The organism is Paraburkholderia sp. EG304 (genome assembly GCF_046543485.1).
GTDB lineage: Bacteria > Pseudomonadota > Gammaproteobacteria > Burkholderiales > Burkholderiaceae > Paraburkholderia > Paraburkholderia youngii.
This window is the reverse complement of the sequence record NZ_JBKGUA010000026.1, coordinates 61,952-83,084: the sequence shown is the minus strand read 5'-3', so window position 1 is coordinate 83,084 and position 21,133 is coordinate 61,952. Positions and strand designations below refer to the sequence as shown.

The following is a 21,133-nucleotide window of genomic DNA, read 5'->3' as shown; positions in this document are numbered from 1 at the left end:
GTCAATTCAGATCGCCTGCGCGCGCCCAGGAAACGTTTCGTCGTAGCACGAGCCGTCGTCGACTTGTTGCGCCGTGCCGCGCTGCTCGCGATACATCATCGGCGGCACGCCGAATTGTTTGCGAAATTCCCGCCCCAGGTGCGACGCGTCCGAAAAGCCGCAGCTCGACGCGATATCGGCGACGGTCTTGTCCGAACTCGTCAGCAGCCACGCGGCGGTGCGCAGCCGCACCTGCTTCGCGTAGGCCTGCGGCGCCTTGCCGGTCTGCGCCTTGAACAGCCGTTCCAATTGACGCGGCGACAGATCGAGCTTGCCCGCCAGTTCGTCGAGCGACAGCGCGCGGCCCACGTGCTGCTCCATCAGCAGGATCGCGCGCTTGACCTTCGGATGCGAGGCCGGCGCAAGACCGGGCGGATGCGGCTGCGGCGCGTTGCCTTTCTGCAGATCGTCGACGAGCAGGATGCGCAGCGCCTTCTGCACCGTCGCCGTTTCGAAGTGGCGCAGCAGGATCGCGGCGGCGACGTCGATCGACGCGCGCCCGCCCGAACACGTGATGCGCCGCCGGTCGATCACGAAGAGGCGGTCGGCGACCAGCATCTGTTCGTCGACCGACGGAAAGCGCTCGATGAAATCCCAGTAGTGAAACCAGCTCACGCAGATCCGATGGCCGTCGAGCACGCCCGCGCGCATCAGCGAGAACACGCCGGTGCACATGCCGACCAGCGTCGCGTCGCGCGCGGCGGCGCGGCGGATGAACGCGAGCGTCGCCTCGCTGGCGGCCGGCCCCGAGTGCAGCAGTCCGCCGACCACCACCACGTAATCGAACTTTTCCGCGGTCTCGAAGGTTTCCCACGGCGTGATCTGGATGCCGCAACTCGCGCGCACCGGAGCAAGGGTTTCCCCGATCACGCTCCACGAACAGCGCACCGGCTTGCTGAAGTCGCCTTCGTCGGCGGACAGGCGCAGCAGATCGACGAAACCCGAGAACGCGGTCAGCGTGAAGTTGGGCAGCAGGATGATGCCGAAGCGGATGCGCTGCTTCGTGGCTGTGTCGAGTGAGGAAGGGGCAAGCGTTTCAGCGGAATTCATGCGCGCGGCGGTCGGTGAAATGAACTGCGAAAGAGGGACGAACGTTGACCGAAAAGGGTATAGGCAAGCATAGCACCACGGACCTTCAGCATTGCCTGCCGCCATCGGGCCGCCTTTCGCTAATGCGTCGCAAGTCATCGCAAATCCGCCGGAAGGCCCGCCTGACGGGTCGTTTGACGACGCCATCCCATTGCGATGCCGTTTTTATTCTATCGATCGGGCCTGCCGTGCGGTGCAATAGACGCACTTTCCATCCGGGCGCATCAGTCGAGTCACAGCGCTTCCGGCGATCGCAACTCGCAGGACACAACGCACAAGGCAAGCCATGAACGTCAGCGTCTTCGATCTGTTCAAGATCGGCATCGGTCCATCGAGCTCACACACGGTCGGGCCGATGATCGCCGCATGCCGCTTCGCATCGCATGTCGAGGACGCGAATCTGCTCGGCTTCGTGCGGCGCGTCAGAGCCGAGCTGTTCGGCTCGCTCGGCGCGACCGGCAAGGGCCACGGCACCGATAAGGCGGTGCTGCTCGGCCTCGAAGGCAATCTGCCCGACCAGATCGATCCCGACCTGATCGAGCCGAGGCTGCGGGCGATCCGCGAAACCAAACAGCTCGTGCTGCTCGGCAAGCATCCGGTCGCGTTCGACGAGCGCGAGCATGTCGGCTTCTACCGCAAGCTGATGCCGGGCGCACCGGGCTCGGGCGTCGTGCATCCGAACGGCATGCGTTTCCAGGCTTTCGACGAGAACGGGCAGTTACTGGTCGAGAAAGAGTATTTCTCGATCGGCGGCGGCTTCGTCGTCAATCGCGACGGCGATCGCGTGAACGGACGTCGCGCGACTGCGGAGGTGCCGTATCCGTTTCGCACCGGCGACGATCTGATGCGCGTGTGCCGCGAAAGCGGCCTGTCGATCGCCGAAGTAACGTTGCGCAACGAATGCGCGACCCGGCCCGAACAGGAAGTGCGCGAAGGCCTGCTGGCGATCTGGCGAACGATGGCCGCGTGTGTCGAACGCGGCTGCAAGGTGCGCGGCGAACTGCCCGGCCCGATGCACGTGAAGCGTCGCGCGGCCGAACTGTGCGAGCGCTTGCGCGCACGCTCGGAGGAATCGCTGCGCGACCCGCTGTCGATGCTCGATTGGGTCAACCTGTACGCGATGGCCGTCAACGAGGAAAACGCCGCGGGCGGCCGGGTCGTCACCGCGCCGACCAATGGCGCGGCCGGCGTGATCCCGGCGGTGCTGCACTACTACGTGAAGTTCATGCATGCGGCGAACGACGCCGGCATCGTCGAGTTCCTGCTGACCGCCGCGGCGATCGGCATCATCTACAAGGAAACCGCGTCGATCTCCGGCGCCGAAGTGGGCTGCCAGGGCGAAGTGGGCGTGGCCTGCTCGATGGCTGCCGCGGCGCTGGCGGCCGTGATGGGCGGCACGCCCGCGCAGGTCGAGAACGCCGCCGAAATCGGCATGGAACACAACCTCGGCATGACGTGCGACCCGGTCGGCGGGCTCGTGCAGATTCCGTGCATCGAGCGCAACGCGATGGGCGCGATCAAGGCGATCAACGCGGCGCGCATCGCGATGAAGGGCGACGGCAAGCACGTGGTGTCGCTCGACAGCGTGATCCGCACGATGCGCGAAACCGGCGCCGACATGAAGACGAAATACAAGGAGACGTCGCGCGGCGGGCTGGCCGTGAACGTCATCGAGTGTTGAACCGCTACCGCTACACCGTATCTGCAAAACCGCAAAGGACCCACGATGAGCCGCTATTCGATATTCAGCCTGCTGCGCAACGGGATGTCGTATCACGAGAACTGGGAGCGGCAATGGCGCAGCCCCGAGCCCAAACGTGAGTACGACGTCGTGATCGTCGGCGGTGGCGGGCATGGTCTCGCGACCGCGTACTACCTCGCGAAGGAACACGGCGTGCGCAACGTCGCGGTGCTCGAGAAGGGCTGGATCGGCGGCGGCAATACCGCGCGCAATACGACGATCGTGCGCTCGAACTACCTGTGGGACGAATCCGCCGGGCTCTACGAGAAGGCGATGAAGCTGTGGGAAGGGCTCTCGCAGGATCTGAACTACAACGTGATGTTCAGCCAGCGCGGCGTGATGAACCTCGCGCATACGCTGCAGGACGTGCGCGATACCGAACGCCGCGTCAACGCGAACCGGTTGAACGGCGTCGACGCCGAATTTCTCACGCCCGCGCAGATCAAGGAACTCGAGCCGACCATCAATCTGAATAGCCGCTACCCGGTGCTCGGCGCCTCGATCCAGCGGCGCGGCGGCGTGGCCCGGCACGATGCGGTGGCCTGGGGCTTCGCGCGCGGCGCGGATCAGGCCGGCGTCGATATCGTGCAGAACTGCCAGGTGGTCGGCATTCGCCGCAACGGCAGCCAGGTGACGGGCGTCGACACGACCAAGGGCTTCATCAAGGCGAAGAAAGTCGCGGTGGTCACGGCCGGCAACACGTCGACGCTCGCCGATATGGCCGGCGTGCGCCTGCCGCTCGAAAGCCATCCGTTGCAGGCGCTGGTGTCGGAGCCGATCAAGCCGGTGGTCAACACGGTCGTGATGTCGAACGCGGTGCACGCGTACATCAGCCAGTCCGACAAGGGCGATCTGGTGATCGGCGCGGGCGTCGATCAGTACACCGGGTTTGGGCAGCGCGGCAGCTTCCACATCATCGAGGGCACGCTCGAGGCGATCGTCGAAATGTTCCCGGTGTTTTCTCGCGTGCGGATGAACCGGCAGTGGGGCGGCATCGTCGATGTGTCGCCGGACGCGTGCCCGATCATCAGCAAGACCGATGTGAAGGGGCTGTATTTCAACTGTGGCTGGGGGACGGGCGGCTTCAAGGCGACGCCCGGTTCGGGATGGGTCTTTGCGCACACGATCGCGAAGGACGAACCGCATCCGTTGAACGCGCCGTTTTCGCTCGACCGGTTCTATACCGGTCATCTGATCGATGAGCACGGCGCTGCTGCCGTAGCCCACTAGTCGACGAGGAGACACAGATGTTGCTGATCGAATGCCCGTGGTGCGGTCCCCGCGCCGAAACCGAATTCTCCTGCGGCGGCGAGGCGGACATCGCCCGCCCGCTCGACACCGAATCGCTGACCGACAAGGAATGGGGCGACTACCTGTTCATGCGCAAGAACCCGCGCGGCGTGCATCGCGAGCAATGGTTCCATACGCAGGGTTGCCGCCGCTGGTTCAAGGCGCAGCGCGACACCGTCAGTTATGCGTTCCAGGGCTATCAGACGTTCGAGCGTCCGTTGCTGGCGCTGGACGCTAGCGATCCACAGGCAGCCAACGCACAGGTAAAGGCGAAGGCACAAGAGGGCAAAGCATCATGAGCCAGAAAGACCGACTCCCAACCGGCGGCCGCATCAACCGCGCGATCGCGCTCAGCTTCACGTTCAACGGCGTCGAATACCAGGGCTATCAGGGCGATACGCTCGCGTCCGCATTGCTCGCCAACGGCATGCACTTCGTCGCGCGCAGCTGGAAATATCATCGGCCGCGCGGCATCGTGACCGCGGGCGTCGAGGAGCCGAACGCGGTCGTGCAACTGGAGACCGGCGCCTACACGGTGCCGAACGCGCGCGCCACCGAGGTCGAGTTGTACCAGGGCCTTGTCGCGAGCAGCGTGAACGCGAAGCCGAGCATCGAGAAAGACCGCATGGCGATCAACCAGAAGATCGCGCGCTTCATTCCAGCGGGCTTCTACTACAAGACCTTCATGTGGCCGCGCAAACTCTGGCCGAAGTACGAGGAAGCGATCCGCGACGCGGCCGGCCTCGGCACCGCGCCGAAACAGCGCGACGCGGACCGCTACGACAAGTGCTTCGCGCATTGCGACGTGCTGGTGGTCGGCGGCGGCCCGACCGGGCTCGCGGCCGCGCACGCGGCGGCGTTGTCCGGCGCGCGGGTGACGCTCGTCGACGATCAGTCCGAACTCGGCGGCTCGCTGCTGTCGTGTGCCGCGGAGATCGACGGCAAGCCCGCGCTGCAGTGGGTGCAGAAGATCGAAGACGAATTGCGGCAATTGCCCGACGTGAAGATCCTGAGCCGCAGCACCGCGTTCGGCTATCAGGACCACAATCTCGTTACGGTCACGCAGCGACTGACGGATCATCTGCCCGTGTCGCAACGCAAGGGCACGCGCGAACTGCTGTGGAAGATCCGCGCGAAACGCGTGATTCTGGCGACCGGCGCGCATGAACGGCCGATCGTGTTCGGCAACAACGATCTGCCTGGCGTGATGCTCGCGTCGGCGGTGTCGACCTATCTGCATCGCTATGCGGTGCTGCCGGGTCGCAACGCGGTCGTGTTCACCAACAACGACGACGGCTATCAATGCGCGCTCGATCTGAAAGCGGCCGGCGCGCAGGTGAGCGTCATCGATCCGCGCGCCGGTGAATCGAAGGGCACGCTGCCCGCGCTCGCGCGCCGCCACGGCATCAAGGTGCTGAACGGCACGGTCGTCACGGCGGCGCACGGCAAGCTGCGCGTCGCGTCGGTGTCGATCGCGTCGTATGCGAAAGGTCAGATCACCGCTCAACAGGGCCAACTGCCGTGCGATCTGCTCGCGATGTCGGGCGGCTGGAGCCCGGTGCTGCATCTGTTCGCGCAGTCGGGCGGCAAGGCCCACTGGCATGACGACAAGGCCTGCTTCGTGCCGGGCAAGGGGGTCCAGCCGGAGACCAGCGTCGGCGCCTGCGCGGGCGACTTCACGCTCGGCCAGGGCATCCGTTTCGCGGTCGATGCCGGCGTCGAAGCGGCGCGCGCGGCCGGGCACATCGTCGCGCGGCCCAAGCCGGTGCAGGTCGCCGAACTGAGCGAAACGAAGCTGGAGCCGCTGTGGCTCGTCGGCGGACGCGAACTGGCCACGCGCGGGCCCAAGCAGTTCGTCGATTTCCAGAACGACGTCTCGGCCGCCGATATCTTCCTCGCCGCGCGTGAAGGCTTCGAATCGGTCGAACACGTGAAGCGCTACACCGCGATGGGCTTCGGCACCGACCAGGGCAAGCTCGGCAACATCAACGGCATGGCGATTCTCGCGCAGGCGCTCGGCAAGACCATTCCCGAGACCGGCACCACGACGTTCCGGCCGAACTACACGCCAGTCACGTTCGGCACGTTTGCCGGCCGCGAACTGGGCGAATTGCTCGATCCGGTGCGCAAGACCGCGATCCATGAATGGCACGTCGAACATGGCGCGGCGTTCGAGGACGTCGGCAACTGGAAGCGGCCGTGGTTCTACCCGAAGAAAGGCGAGGACCTGCACGCGGCGGTTGCGCGCGAGTCGCTCGCGGTGCGCACGAGCGTCGGCATTCTCGATGCGTCGACGCTCGGCAAGATCGACATTCAGGGCCCGGACTCCGCAAAGCTGCTGAACTGGGTATACACGAACCCGTGGACCAAGCTCGAAGTCGGCAAGTGCCGCTACGGCCTGATGCTCGACGAAAACGGCATGATCTTCGACGACGGCGTGACCGTGCGTCTCGCCGATCAGCACTACATGATGACGACCACCACCGGCGGCGCGGCGCGTGTACTCACGTGGCTCGAACGCTGGCTGCAAACCGAATGGCCCGACCTGCGCGTGCGGCTCGCATCGGTCACCGATCACTGGGCGACGTTCGCGGTGGTCGGACCGCAGAGCCGCAAGGTGCTGCAAAAGGTTTGCGAGGACATCGACTTCGCGAATGCGGCGTTCCCGTTCATGACGTATCGCGAAGGCACGGTCGCGGGTGCGGCGGCGCGTGTGATGCGCATCAGCTTCTCCGGCGAACTCGCTTATGAAGTCAACGTGCCGGCCAACGTCGGACGCGCGGTGTGGGAAGCGTTGATGGCCGCGGGCGAGGAGTTCAATATCACGCCGTACGGCACCGAGACGATGCACGTGCTGCGCGCGGAGAAGGGCTACATCATCGTCGGCCAGGATACCGACGGTTCGATGACGCCGCACGACCTCGGCATGGGCGGGCTCGTCGCGAAGTCGAAGGACTTTCTCGGCAAGCGCTCGCTCTCCCGCTCGGACACCGCGAAGGCGGGCCGCAAGCAACTGGTCGGGCTGCTATCGGAGGATGCGTCGTTCGTGATCCCCGAGGGCTCGCAGATCGTCGCCGGTCCGTTCCAGGGCGAGACCGCGCCGATGCTGGGGCATGTCACGTCGAGCTATTACAGCCCGATTCTGCGGCGCTCGATCGCGATGGCGGTCGTCAAGGGCGGTCTCGACAAGATCGGCACGACCGTCACCATTCCGCTCGCGAGCGGCAAACAGATCGCGGCGAAAATCGCGAGTCCGGTGTTCTACGACAGCGAAGGAGCACGTCAACATGTGGAATGAAACAGGCGGAACGGTATCGGTCGTGGACCGTACGATCGGGCGGCAGAACGGCGCGTGGCAGGAGTCGCCGCTCGTCGGTGTGGATGGCCTGCTGAAACAGCATCAGGCCAGCGCGACTGCCGCGTTCCGGCTCGGCGAGCGGCCGTTTCTCGAACTCGTGAACGTGCGCGGCGATACGCGCGACGCGGCGTTCGTCCGTGCGGTGGAACAGGTGATCGGCTGCAAGCCGCCGGAGAAGGCGAACACCGTCGCGCGCGGCAACGGCTACGACATGGTGTGGCTCGGCCCGGACGAATGGCTCGTGCGTTCGGAGACCGCGCATGATGCGACCCGCACGGCGCCGTTGCTGGCGTTGCTCGGCGCGGCGTTCGCGGGCGTGTTCGCCTCGGCGGTCGATGTCGGCAGCGGCTATACCGTGCTCGAAATCAAGGGCACCCGGACGCGCGACGTGCTCGCGCGCGGCTGTCCGCTCGATCTGCATCCGAAACTATTCGGCGTGGGGCAGTGCGCGCAGAGCCATTATTTCAAGGCGTCGATCACGTTGCTGCCCACCGGCGCCGACAGTTTCGACATCGTCGTGCGCCGCAGCTTCGCCGATTACTTCGTCAGGATCATGCTCGACGCCGCCGAGCCGTTGATGTCCTGAGCGGGACACGATGGGCTTTGCCAATCGATGGCGGCCGGTGTGTGCGCGCCCCGGCCGCCGTTTTTTCCGTCTCTTCTTCCCCGTCTTCCGCCATGACGTCGACCCGGGTCGCCACCGCGCGTCTCACCGCGCGCGCGTGCGATGAGCACGATGCCAGTGCCGCGCTCGCGCTGCTCGATCAAAGCATCGCGCTGCGCCACCGCCGCATCGCGCTGATCCGTTATCTGCTCGCACGGCAACTCGGTGCGCCGCTCGAAGCGCGGCATCACGCGTACGTCGAAAAAGTCGCGGCCCGTCTGAGCGCAGAGGCGCTTGCGCGGATCGCCACCGCCGCGCATGCGCGGCTGCGCACGTAGCGCCGAAACCTGGCGGCATGGCGGACGCGTCACGACGCCTCTGTTCCATCCCGACGACGCATTTCTTCTATGTGGCCGATTTATGTCGGCATCTACTGAGGACACAGTTTGCCCCATCCACGCGGACGTCACCGCGTCAACCGCCGTATCCACGAGGGGATCACATGTCCACTGCTTTCCCGCTTCGCGCCAGCGCAGCCGCCCGGCTCGAACGCTTGCCGTTCTCCGGCTATCACCGAACCCTCTTCATCATCGTCGCGATCGCGTTCTTCTTCGATTCGGTCGACCTCGCCACGATGACCTTCGTGCTCGGTTCGATCAAGAACGAGTTCCAGCTGTCGACCGCGACGACGGGGCTCGTCGCCAGTGCGAGTTTCTTCGGCATGGTGATCGGCGCGGCCGTGGCGGGTCTGGTGGCGGATCGCTTCGGACGCCGGCCCGTGTTTCAATGGAGCATGGTGCTGTGGGGGCTGGCGTCGTATCTGTGTTCGACCGCGCAAAGCGTCGACGCGCTGATCCTGTATCGCGTGCTGCTCGGCGTCGGCATGGGGATGGAGTTTCCGATCGCGCAGACCTTGCTGTCGGAGTTCGTGCCCGCCGCATCGCGCGGCCGCCTGATTGCGCTGATGGATGGTTTCTGGCCACTCGGCTTCATCACGTCGGGCGTCGTGTCGTATTTCGTGCTGCCGAACTTCGGCTGGCGCAGCGAGTTCGCGCTGCTCGCGATTCCAGCGGTGTTCGTGCTGATCGTGCGCCGTGTGGTGCCCGAGTCGCCGCGTTGGCTCGAACATCGTGGCCGTCATGAGGAAGCCGATCGTATTCTCGCCGGCATCGAGGCCAAGGTGATGCGCTCGGCGAACGTGAGCCAGTTGCCAGCACCGGTGATGCTGGCGGAACCCCCGGCGGCGAAGGGCACTGGCGCGTTACGCGAAATCTGGAGCCTGGCGTACCGGCGTCGCACGATCATGGTCTGGACGCTGTGGTTCTTCGCATTGCTCGGCTTTTATGGGCTGACGTCGTGGCTCGGCGCGTTGATGCAGCAGGCTGGCTTCGCGGTGACGAAGTCCGTGCTGTACACGGTGCTGATTTCCTTGGGCGGCGTGCCCGGCTTCATCTGCGCGGCGTGGCTCGTCGAGCGCTGGGGCCGCAAGCCGACCTGTATCGCGTCGCTCGCGGGCAGCGCGGTGATGGCCTACGTCTACGGGCAAACGGCGCTGCATGTGCAGACGCCGGGGCTGCTGATCTGCGCCGGACTCGCGATGCAGTTCTTCATGTTCTCGATGTGGGCGGTGCTGTACACGTACACTCCCGAGCTCTACGGCACCGGCGCGCGGGCGACCGGATCGGGCTTCGCGTCGGCGGTCGGCCGGGTCGGCTCGCTCATCGGTCCTTATGTCGTGGGCGTCGTGCTGCCGGTCTTCGGACAGGGCGGCGTGTTCTCGCTGGGCGCGATGTGCTTTGTGGTCGCCGCGGCGGCAGTGTGGATACTCGGGATCGAAACGCGTGGCATGGCGCTTGAAACGCTCATGTCCGAAGCGGTCGGAGCCGATGCGCGCAGCGCGTTGACCCCTGTGCGGGAATGAAAGTCACGGGACGGAGCGCGCTGCACGCGACCGTACCCCGTCCCGCCGTACTCAATCCATCAATGCTCGCCGCCGTTCAGCGCCGTGAGGATCTGATGCGCGGCGCTCACGCGCGCCTCGTTCGGGAAATTGCGGTTGGCGAGCAGCACGATGCCGATGCGCTTTTGCGGCACGAAGGCGACATACGCGCCGAAGCCATTGGTCGAACCGGTCTTGTTGATCCAGACATTCTGCTGCGGCTGCAGCGGTGGTTTGATTTCGGTCGCCGGCTTGCCGTCGCGGACCATTTCCGCCGAATTGCCGGCCAGCAAGGTCGGCAGCGCGACTGGATACGGGTACTGCTCCCAGATCAGATCCTGGGTCAACACGCCCGCCTGGAAATAGCCGGTATGCGTGTCCGTGATCGCACGCTGGAGCTGGCTGTCGAGCGGAAGCAGGTTCATGTTCGCCTGCACGTAACGCAGCATATCGGCGGCGGTCGACTTCACCCCGTACGCTTCGGCGGCAATCACGCCGCCCGTCAGGCGGACGGGCGCACCATCTTTGGCATAGCCCTGCGCGTAGTCCGGCATCTTTGCCGCGGGGACGTCGATGTAGGTGCTCTTCATGCCGAGCGCCGGAAACACGCGTTGCTGCATTAGCACTGTGAAGTCCTGCCCCATGCTTTTCGCGGTGATCAGGCCCAGGGTGCCGATGCTGGGATTGGAGTAGGTGCGGAACGTGCCGGGCGCATGAGCGGGCTGCCAGTCGTGGAAGTACTGCAGCAATTCGGCGTTGTTGTGGATGTCGTCCGGAACCTGGAGCGGCAGACCGCCGGGCGTGTGCGTGCCGAGGTTCAGCAGGCTCACTTTGCCGAACGGCCGGCCGCGCAGCGTCGGCAGATAGCGCTCCGTGCTGTCCGCCAACGACAGCTTGCCGTCGAGCTGCGCATACGACGCGAGCGTCGCCGTGAAGGTCTTGCTGACCGAGCCGAGTTCGAACAGCGTATCGCGCGTGACCGGCTTACCGGTTTGCGTCGAGGCGACGCCGTAGTTGTACACGTAGGGCTTGCCGTCGTCGATCACGCCGACCGCCATCCCGGCGATATGGTATTTCGCCATCAGCGGCCGGATCGCGGCATCGACCGTGGGTTTGAGTTGCGCGGCGGCGGGCTCGGCCGCGTGGCTGGCGGCCGAGGTCGCGCACAGCGTGAACAGTGCGAAGGTGGCGGTTGTGATGTGTCTGAGCGCACGGATGTTCATGGCAAATCGGTTCTGGAGCGTGGATCGGCGATACGACTGAGCCAGCACTATCGGGGTTTTGCGAACCGCTGACAAACGAGGATAAGTTGCGCGAGGGTAAAGAAAAAGTTGTAGGCGGCAACGCTAACGTCTCCGGCGTTGTCGGCTGAAGCCAAACCCGTGTCGCGTTCGGCACAGGGATCGCTGCGGGCGGGCGCTACGCTCGTGAAACGGTGCGCCATGCAGCGTGCGGGCGCGCCGCTCACGAACATGGAGACGAGACAATGAGCAGCAATCGCGGCGTCGTGTATCTGGGGCAGGGCAAGGTCGAAGTGCAGTCGATCGACTATCCGAAGATGGTCGATCCACGCGGCCGTTCGATCGGCCATGGCGTAATCCTGAAGGTGGTGAGCACGAATATCTGCGGCTCCGATCAGCACATGGTGCGTGGCCGCACGACCGCCGAGGTCGGCCTGGTACTCGGGCACGAGATTACCGGCGAAGTGATCGAGGTAGGGCGCGACGTCGAAACGCTGAGCGTCGGCGATCTGGTGTCGGTGCCGTTCAACGTGGCCTGCGGACGCTGCCCGACCTGCAAGGCGCAGCATACCGGCGTGTGCCTGAATGTGAATCCGTCGCGCGCGGGCGGCGCGTATGGCTATGTCGACATGGGCGGATGGATAGGCGGCCAGGCCGAATACGTGCTGGTGCCTTACGCGGACTTCAACCTGCTGAAATTCCCGGACCGCGCGCAGGCGATGGCGAAGATCCGCGACCTGACCTGCCTGTCCGACATTCTGCCGACCGGCTATCACGGCGCGGTGATGGCCGGCGTGAAGCCCGGCGCGACTGTCTATATCGCGGGCGCGGGACCGGTCGGCATGGCGGCGGCCGCGTCCGCGCGCCTGCTGGGCGCAGCGTGCACGATCGTCGGCGACATGAACGAAGCGCGCCTCGCGCATGCGCGCAAGATGGGCTTCCAGACCATCAATCTGTCGAAGGACGCGACGCTCGGCGAACAGATCGAGCAGATCCTCGGCAAGCCCGAAGTGGATTGCGCGGTGGACTGCGTCGGCTTCGAAGCGCACGGTCATGGCAGCAGCGGCTCACACGAGGAAGCCCCGGCCACGGTGCTCAATTCGCTGATGGAAATCACCCGCGCGGCCGGCGCGATCGGCATTCCCGGCCTCTACGTGACCGATGATCCGGGCTCGACCGATGCCGCCGCACGAAAGGGCAGCCTCAGTTTGCGTTTCGGCCTGGGCTGGGCCAAGTCGCATTCGTTCCACACCGGGCAGACGCCGGTCATGAAGTACAACCGCAATCTGATGCAGGCGATCCTGTGGGATCGTTTGCCGATCGCCGATATCGTCAACGTGACGGTGGTATCGCTCGACGATGCGCCCGAGGGCTACCGGCAATTCGACGGCGGGGCGCCGAAGAAGTTTGTGATCGACCCGCATGGGCTTTTGAAGGCGGCTTGAGGTTCGCTAGCCGCGAGCGTGCCGCGACAGCGCTGGGTGGGCTGCTGGTCCACGCAGCGCGTCGTCTTTATGCACGCGCTGAACGGAGACACCGTTCAGCGCGTATTTTCATCGATCAAGCCGCCAACACGGGCGCACTGGACAGCGAGGGCACCTGGCTGCGGCGCTCGCGCGTCGGCGCGGTGCCGAACGCATCGCGGTAGCTCTTCGAGAAGTGGCAAGCCGACTGGAAGCCGCACGCCATCGTGATGTTCATGATCGACATGTCGGTCTGCAATAGCAGCTCGCGTGCGCGCCGCAGGCGCAGCGTCAGGTAGTAATGCGTCGGCGTCATGCCCAGGTGCTCGCGGAACAGCCGTTGCAACTGCCGTTGCGACATGCCGGCGAGCCGCGCGAGCTCCTCGCGCGACAGCGGCTCCTCGATGTTGTTCTCCATCAGCGAGATCACCTCGAACAGCGACTTGTTGGCCGAGCCGAGCCGCGCGACCAGCGGCATCTTTTGCTGCGCGCTGGTGTCGCGCACGTGTTCGACGATGAACTGCTCGGCGATCTGCGTGACGCGCGCGGTACCGACGCGTGGCGAAATCAGATTCAGCATCATGTCGAGCGGCGCGACGCCGCCGGTGCAGGTCACCCGATCCCGATCGATCACGAACAGCTCTTTCAGAAAGCGCGTGTCGGGAAACTCCTCCTTCAGCGCCGACATGTTTTCCCAATGAATCGCGCACGCATAACCGGCCAGCAGACCGGCGCGCGCGAGCGCATAGGTGCCCGTGCACAGACTGCCCAGCACGCAGCCCATGCGCGCGAAACGGCGCAGCGCGGACAGATGCTCGGCGGTGGTGGAGCGCTGCACGTCGATGCCGCCGACCACGAACACGATATCGGGTTGCCCGACGCATTCGACCGGACCGGTATCGACGGAAAGCCCGTTGCTCGCCATGACCGGCCCGCCGGCCGGACTCACGATCGACCAGCGGTAAAGCGTCTGGCCCGTCAGGTAGTTCGCCATGCGTAGCACTTCGATCGCGTTGGTGAACGCGATCATCGTGAAGTTGGGAACCGGCATAAATGCGAAATGCGACAACGATGCCGTGCGATCGGTGGACATGGGAACGGGGAATCCTGATGTAATTTTCGCGTCGCCGTGGGGAAGGCGACTATCTCAATTCTGAGTAGCAGGGCAACTACCATGCCATCAGGCTAAACCCTTGGATGCTCCGCACAAAGCCTGGAATGGCTAAGCAATCCGCTGATGAAATCGCTTCCAGGCGGCACCACAACGGCGCCGCGACGGCATACGGCGCACCCGAACGGCGCAGCAAGTCTGCGTTGTAGTGCAGCCCCACGCGGGCGGACTGCGCCGACTTGTCGAAAAAGGACGCGCATGGCGGAAAAGGCAAAGAACGCGTCTGAATTCGTAAATCGACGCGCGGGCCGACCGTCAAGAATAGATCCAAGGCAAAGCGGCGGCGCGACCCCGCCGGCAACCCGCAACGGCCTCCCCGTCAACGTTCTTACGGACCTTCCATGTCGAACCCGAATCCCTTCTTCGAAGACTCGCTACCGGCGCGCGATCCGGCAGTGCGCGGCGCCATTCTGAAAGAGCTCGAGCGTCAGCAGTCGCAAGTCGAGCTGATCGCGTCGGAAAACATCGTGTCGCGCGCGGTGCTCGACGCGCAGGGCTCGGTGCTGACCAACAAGTACGCGGAAGGGTACCCGGGCAAGCGCTACTACGGCGGCTGCGAATACGTCGACGAGATCGAGACGCTCGCGCTCGATCGTATCAAGCGGCTTTTCGACGCGAAGTTCGCCAACGTGCAGCCGCATTCCGGTGCGCAGGCGAACGGCGCGGTGATGCTCGCCCTGACGAAGCCGGGCGATACGGTGCTCGGCATGTCGCTCGACGCGGGCGGGCATCTGACGCACGGCGCGAAGCCCGCGTTGTCGGGCAAGTGGTTCAACGCGGTGCAGTACGGCGTGCGGCGCGACACGATGCTGATCGACTACGAGCAGATCGACGAACTAGCGCAACAGCACAAACCGACGCTGCTGATCGCTGGCTTCTCCGCCTATCCGCGCGCGCTCGACTTCGCACGGCTGCGCGCGATCGCCGACGGCGTCGGTGCGAAGCTGATGGTGGACATGGCGCATATCGCGGGCGTGATCGCGGCCGGCCGTCATGACAATCCGGTCCCGCATGCGCACGTGGTCACGTCGACCACCCACAAGACCTTGCGCGGTCCGCGCGGCGGCTTCGTGTTGACCAACGACGAAGAGATCGCGAAGAAGATCAACTCCGCCGTGTTCCCCGGCTTGCAGGGCGGCCCGCTGATGCACGTGATCGCCGGCAAGGCGGTCGCGTTCGGCGAGGCGCTGCAGCCGGGCTTCAAAACCTATATCGACAGCGTGCTCGCGAACGCGCGGGCGCTCGGCGACGTGCTGAAAGCGGGCGGCGTCGATCTGGTGACGGGCGGCACCGACAACCATCTGCTGCTGGTCGATCTGCGGCCGAAGGGGCTCAAGGGCAATCAGGTCGAGCAGGCGCTGGAGCGCGCGGGCATCACCTGCAACAAGAACGGCATTCCGTTCGATACGGAGAAGCCGACGGTCACGTCCGGCATTCGCCTCGGCACGCCGGCGGGCACGACGCGCGGCTTCGGCGTCAGCGAGTTTCGGGACGTCGGGCGTCTGATCGTCGAGGTGCTCGATGCGCTGCGGGCGTCCCCCGAAGGCGACGCCGCCACCGAACAACGCGTGCGCCGCGAGATTTTCGCGCTGTGCGACCGCTTCCCCATTTACTGATTACGTGCGGAGCAAACGATGAGTCAATTGCACGAGAACAGCATCATCATCGACGGGCTGAACATTTCGAAGTTCGAGCGCTCGGTGTTCGAAGACATGCGCAAAGGCGGCGTCACCGCCGTGAACTGCACGGTGTCGGTCTGGGAAAGCTTTCAGAAGACCGTCGACAACATCGCCGAAATGAAGCAGCAGATCCGCCAGTACAGCGAGATCCTCACGCTGGTGCGCACCACCGACGACATTTTCCGCGCGAAGAAAGAGAACAAGACCGGCATCATCTTCGGCTTCCAGAACGCGCATGCGTTCGAGGACAACCTCGGCTATATCGAAGCGTTCAAGGATCTCGGCGTCAACGTGGTGCAGCTTTGCTACAACACGCAGAACCTCGTCGGTACCGGCTGCTACGAGCGCGACGGCGGTCTGTCCGGCTACGGGCGCGAAGTGATTCAGGAGATGAACCGCGTCGGCATCATGGTCGATCTGTCGCATGTGGGCGGCAAGACTTCGTCGGAGGCGATCGCGGCGTCGAAGAAGCCGGTCTGCTATTCGCATTGCTGCCCGTCCGGGCTCAAGGAGCACCCGCGCAACAAGACCGACGAGCAACTGAAGAAGATCGCCGATGCGGGCGGCTTCGTCGGCGTGACGATGTTCGCGCCGTTCCTGAAGCGCGGCCCCGATGCGACCGTCGAAGACTACATCGAGGCGATCGAGTACGTGGTGAATCTGATCGGCGAGGACCAGGTAGGAATCGGCACGGACTTCACACAGGGCTACAGCACCGAGTTCTTCGGCTGGATCACGCACGACAAGGGCCGTTATCGCCAGTTGACGAACTTCGGCAAGGTCGTGAATCCGGAAGGCATTCGCACGATCGGCGAGTTTCCGAACCTGACCGCCGCGATGGAACGCGCCGGCTGGAGCGAGACGCGCATCCGCAAGATCATGGGCGAGAACTGGGTACGGGTGTTCGGCGAAGTCTGGAAGGTGTGAGCCTTTTTACAGCGGATAGAAACGGAGTTCCCCACATGCAACCTCAACTGCCCATCGATGTGAATCCGGACACCGGCGTCTGGACCACGGACGCGCTGCCGATGCTCTACGTGCCGCGTCATTTCTTCACCAACAACCACGTCGCCGTCGAGGAAGCGCTCGGCCGCGACACGTACGCCGAGATTCTCTACAAGGCCGGCTACAAGTCCGCCTATTTCTGGTGCGAGAAGGAAGCGAAACAGCACGGCCTCACCGGCATGGCGGTATTCGAGCACTACCTGAACCGTCTGTCGCAGCGCGGCTGGGGCCTGTTCAGGATCATCGAAGCCGATCCGGCGAACTCGCATGCGCGGATCGAACTGCGGCACTCGTCGTTCGTGCTCGCGCAACCGGGCAAGACCGGCAAGCTCTGCTACATGTTCGCCGGCTGGTTCGCGGGCGCGATGGACTGGGTCAACGACACCGTGCCCGACGGCGCGCGCAAGGGTCCGCCGTCGCAATCGAAAGAAGCACGCTGTGCGGCGGAAGGACACGAACACTGCGTGTTCGAAGTGTCGCCGCTGGCATCAATCTAATCCGAGCATTCCGAGGTCGACCGCGATGCGTTACCCGAACCTTTTCAAGCCGCTCACGTTGAACAAGCTGACGCTGCGCAACCGCATCGTCAGTACCGCGCACGCGGAGGTCTATGCGGAACCGGGCGGTCTGCCCGGCGACCGTTATATCCGCTACTACGAGGAAAAGGCCAAGGGCGGCGTCGGACTCGCCGTGTGCGGCGGGTCGAGCCCGGTGTCGATCGACAGCCCGCAAGGCTGGTGGAAGTCGGTGAATCTCGCGACCGACAAGATCGTCGATCCGCTCGCACGGCTCGCCGAAGCGATGCACACGCATGGCGCGAAGATCATGATTCAGGCCACGCACATGGGACGCCGTTCGGCGTTTCACGGCGAGCACTGGCCGCATCTGATGTCGCCGTCCGGTGTGCGCGAGCCGGTGCATCGCGGCAATGCGAAGATCATCGAGGTCGAGGAGATTCGCCGCATCATCGGCGACTTCGCGGCGGCGGCGAAGCGCGTGAAGGATGCGGGCATGGACGGCATCGAAATCTCGGCCGCGCACCAGCATCTGATCGATCAGTTCTGGAGCCCCCGCACCAACTTCCGTACCGACGAATGGGGCGGCTCGCTCGAAAACCGGCTGCGTTTCGGCGTCGAAGTGTTGCAGGCGGTGCGCGCCGCGGTGGGCGCCGACTTCTGCGTCGGCCTGCGCATGTGCGGCGACGAATTCCATGAAGACGGGCTCGATCACGAACAGCTGAAGGAAATCGCCCAGGCAATGAGCGAGAGCGGCCTGATCGACTATCTCGGCGTGATCGGTTCGGGCGCCGACACCCATAACACGCTCGCCAACTGCATGCCGCCGATGGCGCTGCCGCCCGAGCCGTTCGTGCATCTGGCGGCCGGCATCAAGCAGGTCGTCAAGGTGCCGGTGATGCACGCGCAAAGCATTCGCGACGCGGGCCAGGCCGAGCGGCTGCTGGCGAGCGGCATGGTCGATCTGGTCGGCATGACGCGCGCGCAGATCGCCGATCCGCATATGGTCATCAAGATCCGCGATGGCCGCGAGGACGAAATCAAGCAGTGCGTCGGCGCGAACTACTGCATCGACCGTCAGTACAACGGGCTCGACGTGCTGTGCGTGCAGAACGCCGCGACCTCACGCGAAGCGACGATGCCGCACGTGATCGTGAAGTCGCGCGGGCCGAAGCGCAAGGTCGTCGTGGTCGGCGCGGGACCGGCGGGGCTCGAAGCGGCGCGCGTCGCGAAGTCGCGCGGTCACGACGTGGTGCTGTTCGAGAAGAACGATCACGTCGGCGGCCAGATCATGCTGGCGGCGAAAGCGCCGCAGCGCGAGCAGATGGCGGGCATCGTGCGCTGGTTCGACATGGAGACGAAGCGCCTCGGCGTGGACCGCCGCCTCGGTGTCGCCGCCGACGAGCGGACCATCATGGCCGAGAAGCCCGACATCGTCGTGCTCGCCACCGGCGGTTCGGCGTTCACGTCGCAGGTCGCGGCATGGGGTGTCGACGCGGGGCTCGCGGTCAGTTCGTGGGACGTGCTGGCCGGCAAGGTCGAGCCGGGCAAAAACGTGCTCGTGTACGACGGCGTCAGCACGCATGCGGGCGCGGGCGTCGCTGATTTCATCGCGAGCCGTGGCGGGAACGTGGAGATCGTCACGCCCGACGTGAAGGTTGCCGACGACGTCGGCGGCACCACGTTCCCGATCTTCTATCGCCGGCTGTACGCACAAGGCGTGATCCATACGCCCAATTACTGGCTCGACAAGGTGTATGAGGAGGACGGCAAGAAGATCGCCGTGATCCGCAACGAGTACACCGAGGAGCAGGAAGAACGCGCGGTCGATCAGGTGGTGATCGAAAACGGCAGTACGCCGAACGACCAGCTTTACTGGAAGCTGAAGCCTGAATCGCTCAATCGCGGCCAGGTCGACGTGCACAAGCTGTTCGCGTCCGAACCGCAGCCGTGTCTGGACGAAGAACTCGGCAACGGCCGCTTCCTGCTGTTCCGGGTCGGCGACTGCATCTCGATGCACAACATTCACGGCGCGATCTACGACGCGCTGCGCCTTTGCAAGGATTTCTGACGATGAGCCCCGTGTTTGTCATCACCGTCCTGCTGTGGGTGTCGGTGGCCGGTCTCGCGTTCGCGCTGGCACGCCGCGCCGCCTACTGGCGCGAGGGCCGCGCGACCGTCGCGGGCGCCTACGGCTGGGCCAATCTGCTCGCGATCCCGAAGCGCTACTTCGTCGACCTGCATCATGTGGTTGCGCGCGATCCGTACATCGCCCGCACGCACGTTGCGACGGCGGGCGGAGCGATCCTCGCGATGGCGCTCGTGTTCGTCAACTACGGCTTCGCGATCTACTCGCCGTGGCTCGACAAGCTGATCTTCGTCGCCGCGCTGGCGATGCTGATCGGCACGGTGTTCGTCTGGCGCCGCCGGCATGGCGCGAAAGCAGTGCCGGCGCGGCTCTCGCGGGGACCGTGGGATCAGTTGCCGTTGCTGCTGGGTTCGTTCGCGCTCGGTCTCGCCTTGTTCATCGCATTGCCCGCGACGGCGATGTCCGGTGCTCTTGCTGTGATCGTCGCGCTGCTGATCGCGGCGGGCGCGTTCACGATGACGTTCGGCGCGGCGCGCGGCGGTCCGATGAAGCATGCGTTGGCCGGGTTGCTCCACCTCGCGTTTCATCCGCGTCAGGAGCGCTTTGCCGATGCGGCCGCGGCGCGTAACGCTCCTGACGCGGTGCCGCCCACCGCATTGAAAATGCCGCTGCTCGACGCGAAGGAATACGGGGTCGGCAAGCCGGTCGAATTCCGCTGGAACCAGTTGCTGAGCTTCGATGCCTGCGTGCAATGCGGTAAATGCGAAGCGGCGTGCCCCGCGTTCGCGGCGGGACAGCCGTTGAACCCGAAGAAGCTGATTCAGGATCTGGTGACCGGCATGGTCGGCGGCACCGACGCGCAGTACGCGGGCAGCCCGACGCCCGGCATTCCGGTCGGCAAGCATGGGGGCGCGCCGGGCAAGCCGCTGATCTCGTCGCTGATCGAAGCCGACACGCTGTGGTCGTGCACGACCTGCCGCGCCTGCGTGCAGGAGTGCCCGATGCTGATCGAGCACGTCGACGCGATCGTGGACATGCGCCGCAACCAGACGCTCGTCGAGGGCAGCGTGCCGGGCAAAGGGCCGGCGACGCTCGCGAATCTGCGCGAGACCGGCAGCAGCAACGGCTACGACATCGGTGCGCGTTACGACTGGGCCGTCGATCTGCAGGTGCAGGTCGCGCAGCCTGGCCGTCATGTGGACGTGCTGCTGATCGCCGGCGAAGGCGCGTTCGACATGCGCTATCAGCGCACGCTGCGCGCGCTGGTCAAGGTGCTGAACCGCGCCGGCGTCGATTACGCGGTGCTGGGCGGCGTCGAAACCGATACCGGCGACACCGCGCGGCGTCTCGGCGACGAAGCCACGTTCCAGCAACTGGCTCGTACGCTGATCGGCACGCTCTCGCAGTACTCGTTCGCGCGCATCGTCACCGCCGATCCGCATGTGCTGCATAGCCTGCGCAACGAGTATCGCGCGCTCGGCGGCTTCTACCAGGTGCAGCATCACACGGCGCTGATCGACGAACTGATCGCGAGCGGCAAGCTGTCGCCGCGCGCGGCCGCCGCCGTGACGGAGCGCAACATCGCGTATCACGACCCGTGCTATCTGGGCCGTTACAACGGTGAGACCGAAGCGCCGCGCCGTGTGTTGAAGAGCATCGGCATCAAGGTGGTCGAGATGGAGCGGCACGGGATGCGCGGACGCTGCTGCGGTGGCGGCGGCGGCGCACCGTTGACCGATATTCCCGGCAAACGGCGGATTCCCGATATCCGTATCGATGACGCGCGCGCGAGCGGCGCGGAGATCGTCGCGGTCGGCTGCCCGAATTGCACGGCGATGCTCGAAGGGGTAGTGGGGCCGCGCCCGGAAGTGCTGGACGTGGCCGAACTGGTCGCCGCGGCGCTGGAGTAA

General features: G+C 65.1%; 17 protein-coding genes. 13 read left to right on the top strand and 4 right to left on the bottom strand.

What is annotated here, in order from left to right; genetic code table 11:
• Positions 1–6: 6 nt before the first annotated feature.
• Positions 7–1,089 carry a GlxA family transcriptional regulator gene (locus ACLFKU_RS26850; protein WP_368583542.1) on the bottom strand — a complete coding sequence of 361 codons (1,083 nt, stop codon included), beginning with the start codon at positions 1,087–1,089 and terminating at the stop codon, positions 7–9.
• 325 nt (positions 1,090–1,414) lie between these two features.
• Here ACLFKU_RS26850 and ACLFKU_RS26845 point away from each other — a divergent pair, with 325 nt between their 5' ends.
• The 7 genes from ACLFKU_RS26845 to ACLFKU_RS26815 all read left to right on the top strand — a co-directional run bounded on the left by ACLFKU_RS26845 (position 1,415) and on the right by ACLFKU_RS26815 (position 10,042).
• The gene (locus ACLFKU_RS26845) at positions 1,415–2,809 is read left to right on the top strand and encodes an L-serine ammonia-lyase (RefSeq protein ID WP_368583543.1); all 1,395 of its coding nucleotides are present in this window, start codon (positions 1,415–1,417) and stop codon (positions 2,807–2,809) included.
• Between the two features lie 45 nt (positions 2,810–2,854).
• Positions 2,855–4,099: a sarcosine oxidase subunit beta family protein gene (locus ACLFKU_RS26840; RefSeq protein WP_013091654.1), complete on the top strand. Its 1,245-nt coding sequence runs from the start codon at positions 2,855–2,857 to the stop codon at positions 4,097–4,099.
• 17 nt (positions 4,100–4,116) lie between these two features.
• Positions 4,117–4,458, top strand: a complete 342-nt coding sequence (locus ACLFKU_RS26835; RefSeq protein ID WP_368583544.1) for a sarcosine oxidase subunit delta — start codon at positions 4,117–4,119, stop codon at positions 4,456–4,458.
• The gene (locus ACLFKU_RS26830) at positions 4,455–7,457 is read left to right on the top strand and encodes a sarcosine oxidase subunit alpha family protein (protein WP_410851106.1); all 3,003 of its coding nucleotides are present in this window, start codon (positions 4,455–4,457) and stop codon (positions 7,455–7,457) included. Before ACLFKU_RS26835 ends, ACLFKU_RS26830 begins: the two co-directional genes overlap by 4 nt.
• Positions 7,447–8,103, top strand: a complete 657-nt coding sequence (locus ACLFKU_RS26825) for a sarcosine oxidase subunit gamma (protein WP_410851105.1) — start codon at positions 7,447–7,449, stop codon at positions 8,101–8,103. Before ACLFKU_RS26830 ends, ACLFKU_RS26825 begins: the two co-directional genes overlap by 11 nt.
• A 92-nt stretch (positions 8,104–8,195) precedes the next feature.
• Positions 8,196–8,459, top strand: a complete 264-nt coding sequence (locus ACLFKU_RS26820; protein WP_176105894.1) for a hypothetical protein — start codon at positions 8,196–8,198, stop codon at positions 8,457–8,459.
• A gap of 164 nt (positions 8,460–8,623) precedes the next feature.
• Positions 8,624–10,042 carry an MFS transporter gene (locus tag ACLFKU_RS26815; protein WP_410851104.1) on the top strand — a complete coding sequence of 473 codons (1,419 nt, stop codon included), beginning with the start codon at positions 8,624–8,626 and terminating at the stop codon, positions 10,040–10,042.
• Positions 10,043–10,101: 59 nt separating this feature from the next.
• On the opposite strand, the gene ampC is transcribed toward ACLFKU_RS26815, so the two are convergent.
• The gene (gene ampC, locus ACLFKU_RS26810) at positions 10,102–11,283 is read right to left on the bottom strand and encodes a class C beta-lactamase (RefSeq protein WP_410851103.1); all 1,182 of its coding nucleotides are present in this window, start codon (positions 11,281–11,283) and stop codon (positions 10,102–10,104) included.
• Positions 11,284–11,546: 263 nt separating this feature from the next.
• Here ampC and fdhA point away from each other — a divergent pair, with 263 nt between their 5' ends.
• A complete protein-coding gene (fdhA, locus tag ACLFKU_RS26805) occupies positions 11,547–12,746 on the top strand; it encodes a formaldehyde dehydrogenase, glutathione-independent (protein WP_368583549.1) in 1,200 nt (399 codons plus the stop codon).
• Positions 12,747–12,861: 115 nt separating this feature from the next.
• Here the strand turns inward: fdhA and ACLFKU_RS26800 are convergent, their stop codons facing one another.
• Positions 12,862–13,857 carry a GlxA family transcriptional regulator gene (locus ACLFKU_RS26800; RefSeq protein WP_368583550.1) on the bottom strand — a complete coding sequence of 332 codons (996 nt, stop codon included), beginning with the start codon at positions 13,855–13,857 and terminating at the stop codon, positions 12,862–12,864.
• 76 nt (positions 13,858–13,933) lie between these two features.
• The gene (locus ACLFKU_RS26795) at positions 13,934–14,194 is read right to left on the bottom strand and encodes a hypothetical protein (RefSeq protein WP_410851102.1); all 261 of its coding nucleotides are present in this window, start codon (positions 14,192–14,194) and stop codon (positions 13,934–13,936) included.
• 82 nt (positions 14,195–14,276) lie between these two features.
• Here ACLFKU_RS26795 and ACLFKU_RS26790 point away from each other — a divergent pair, with 82 nt between their 5' ends.
• From ACLFKU_RS26790 to ACLFKU_RS26770, 5 genes are read left to right on the top strand one after another with little or no spacing between them, the layout of a single operon-like run.
• Positions 14,277–15,551 carry a serine hydroxymethyltransferase gene (locus ACLFKU_RS26790; RefSeq protein WP_410851101.1) on the top strand — a complete coding sequence of 425 codons (1,275 nt, stop codon included), beginning with the start codon at positions 14,277–14,279 and terminating at the stop codon, positions 15,549–15,551.
• A gap of 18 nt (positions 15,552–15,569) precedes the next feature.
• Positions 15,570–16,541 (top strand): dipeptidase, encoded by a 972-nt coding sequence (locus ACLFKU_RS26785; RefSeq protein WP_410851100.1) that lies wholly within the window; start codon positions 15,570–15,572, stop codon positions 16,539–16,541.
• Between the two features lie 35 nt (positions 16,542–16,576).
• Positions 16,577–17,116, top strand: coding sequence for a DUF5943 domain-containing protein (locus ACLFKU_RS26780; RefSeq protein ID WP_410851099.1), 540 nt, complete (start codon positions 16,577–16,579; stop codon positions 17,114–17,116).
• Between the two features lie 25 nt (positions 17,117–17,141).
• Complete coding sequence (locus tag ACLFKU_RS26775) at positions 17,142–19,205, top strand: FAD-dependent oxidoreductase (RefSeq protein ID WP_410851098.1); 2,064 nt, start codon at positions 17,142–17,144, stop codon at positions 19,203–19,205.
• Positions 19,206–19,207: 2 nt separating this feature from the next.
• A complete protein-coding gene (locus tag ACLFKU_RS26770; RefSeq protein ID WP_410851097.1) occupies positions 19,208–21,133 on the top strand; it encodes a (Fe-S)-binding protein in 1,926 nt (641 codons plus the stop codon).

What these genes read in the sequence shown, in the direction of transcription:
- ACLFKU_RS26850 (WP_368583542.1), bottom strand. Translation starts at nt 1,089, where the DNA reads ATGAATTCCGCTGAAACGCTTGCCCCTTCCTCACTCGACACAGCCACG.
- ACLFKU_RS26845 (WP_368583543.1), top strand. Translation starts at nt 1,415, where the DNA reads ATGAACGTCAGCGTCTTCGATCTGTTCAAGATCGGCATCGGTCCATCG.
- ACLFKU_RS26840 (WP_013091654.1), top strand. Translation starts at nt 2,855, where the DNA reads ATGAGCCGCTATTCGATATTCAGCCTGCTGCGCAACGGGATGTCGTAT.
- ACLFKU_RS26835 (WP_368583544.1), top strand. Translation starts at nt 4,117, where the DNA reads ATGTTGCTGATCGAATGCCCGTGGTGCGGTCCCCGCGCCGAAACCGAA.
- ACLFKU_RS26830 (WP_410851106.1), top strand. Translation starts at nt 4,455, where the DNA reads ATGAGCCAGAAAGACCGACTCCCAACCGGCGGCCGCATCAACCGCGCG.
- ACLFKU_RS26825 (WP_410851105.1), top strand. Translation starts at nt 7,447, where the DNA reads ATGTGGAATGAAACAGGCGGAACGGTATCGGTCGTGGACCGTACGATC.
- ACLFKU_RS26820 (WP_176105894.1), top strand. Translation starts at nt 8,196, where the DNA reads ATGACGTCGACCCGGGTCGCCACCGCGCGTCTCACCGCGCGCGCGTGC.
- ACLFKU_RS26815 (WP_410851104.1), top strand. Translation starts at nt 8,624, where the DNA reads ATGTCCACTGCTTTCCCGCTTCGCGCCAGCGCAGCCGCCCGGCTCGAA.
- ampC (WP_410851103.1), bottom strand. Translation starts at nt 11,283, where the DNA reads ATGAACATCCGTGCGCTCAGACACATCACAACCGCCACCTTCGCACTG.
- fdhA (WP_368583549.1), top strand. Translation starts at nt 11,547, where the DNA reads ATGAGCAGCAATCGCGGCGTCGTGTATCTGGGGCAGGGCAAGGTCGAA.
- ACLFKU_RS26800 (WP_368583550.1), bottom strand. Translation starts at nt 13,857, where the DNA reads ATGTCCACCGATCGCACGGCATCGTTGTCGCATTTCGCATTTATGCCG.
- ACLFKU_RS26790 (WP_410851101.1), top strand. Translation starts at nt 14,277, where the DNA reads ATGTCGAACCCGAATCCCTTCTTCGAAGACTCGCTACCGGCGCGCGAT.
- ACLFKU_RS26785 (WP_410851100.1), top strand. Translation starts at nt 15,570, where the DNA reads ATGAGTCAATTGCACGAGAACAGCATCATCATCGACGGGCTGAACATT.
- ACLFKU_RS26780 (WP_410851099.1), top strand. Translation starts at nt 16,577, where the DNA reads ATGCAACCTCAACTGCCCATCGATGTGAATCCGGACACCGGCGTCTGG.
- ACLFKU_RS26775 (WP_410851098.1), top strand. Translation starts at nt 17,142, where the DNA reads ATGCGTTACCCGAACCTTTTCAAGCCGCTCACGTTGAACAAGCTGACG.
- ACLFKU_RS26770 (WP_410851097.1), top strand. Translation starts at nt 19,208, where the DNA reads ATGAGCCCCGTGTTTGTCATCACCGTCCTGCTGTGGGTGTCGGTGGCC.